2 protein-coding genes are annotated in these 1,143 nt (G+C 46.5%); both read right to left on the reverse strand.

From position 1 onward, the window contains the following. Window positions 1-328 (reverse strand): hypothetical protein (locus HT737_RS29430; protein WP_182404578.1); only part of this gene is annotated, 328 nt, incomplete at its 3' end. A 136-nt stretch (window positions 329-464) separates the two neighbouring features. Continuing rightward, a partial coding sequence (locus HT737_RS29435) for a hypothetical protein (protein ID WP_306287313.1) occupies window positions 465-1,143 on the reverse strand: 679 nt, incomplete at its 5' end.

The raw sequence follows: 1,143 nt of genomic DNA on the forward strand, positions 1-1,143 counted from the left end.
TCAACACGGTAATCACTGGAACCCAATCATCAGCATCGTGGGCCACTATGTCACCGGGAACCTTATCACCAACTTTAGTTAATTTATGTTTGGCCGTTTTTCCTACCAAAAATCTGCCTTTAGGAAATTCGTCGACAATGGGTTCAGCGTATGAAAATCCTACAAAACTATAGCGAACTTTGTTCTTCACAAACTCACGACCGTCGTCTTGAAGGGCTGTTACCACCACGGCCCCCTTGGGTTTAGGTAAGGGAGAGAAAACAAGAGCACCTTGCTTATTCTCGATCAGCGAGTATCTCAGAACTAGAAACGGCTTAATTCCTTTCACAACACAATCCTTCGACGACGTTAATAAGACTCAAAAAAAGAAAAGAGGAGGCTGATATATTTACTTTTTCTCCGACAGCAAATAAATCCACCCTCTCTCATCAAATCAGCATGCTACGAAGCAATCAATCACTTTATTAAAACGACTCAACAGGCTTTTTGGCCTCAGCCAAAATCTTATTCGCTTCTAAACGAGGAAACGTAAACCGAATAATCATCCCCGAATCCGCACCTTGCCCCGCCATCACCAACTCAGCTGAACGAATATTCTCCGGTGCAGCAGCCAATGCACTAACAGCATTGGTTTGCCCTTTAGCGCTCAGCCCTTCAAGAAAGGTGTAAGTCAGATTCCCAGACGCCAGACCAACCTGTTCAAAATTGGAAATCTTCGTCGTTAGTTCTTCGGTGCTTCTCGACTTTCTCGCGGTATCGAACATATCCAGGATGGATTTTTCATCGCTAAGGGAAACCAGCGTGAATGATTTGGAAAGCCCCGCGATGGCTTTGACATATAGATTCTGATCGAAAGGGCTGATCAGTGAAACCATCATCAGCTTGTCACCGGAAAAGATTAGCGCGACGGTAAATTTCTCTTCCAGGAAATCCACATCGTCGATGCATCTCGCGGTTCCGCCGACGTCTTCGGAGCAGTCGTAGTAACCGGCCGCTTCGGTGAATTTTGCGAGTGGGGTTTGGTAGACGTAGTTCTTGAACAGCTTCTCTTCAGCGAAAGCCCCCTGTGCGGAGGCAAGCATGGCCGCGGCGACGAGAACAGATGATGCGAGTTTTTTCAGCATGGGATCCTTCCTCACTTTT

Source organism: Pseudomonas sp. MD195_PC81_125 (genome assembly GCF_014060985.1).
GTDB lineage: Bacteria > Pseudomonadota > Gammaproteobacteria > Pseudomonadales > Pseudomonadaceae > Aquipseudomonas > Aquipseudomonas parakoreensis.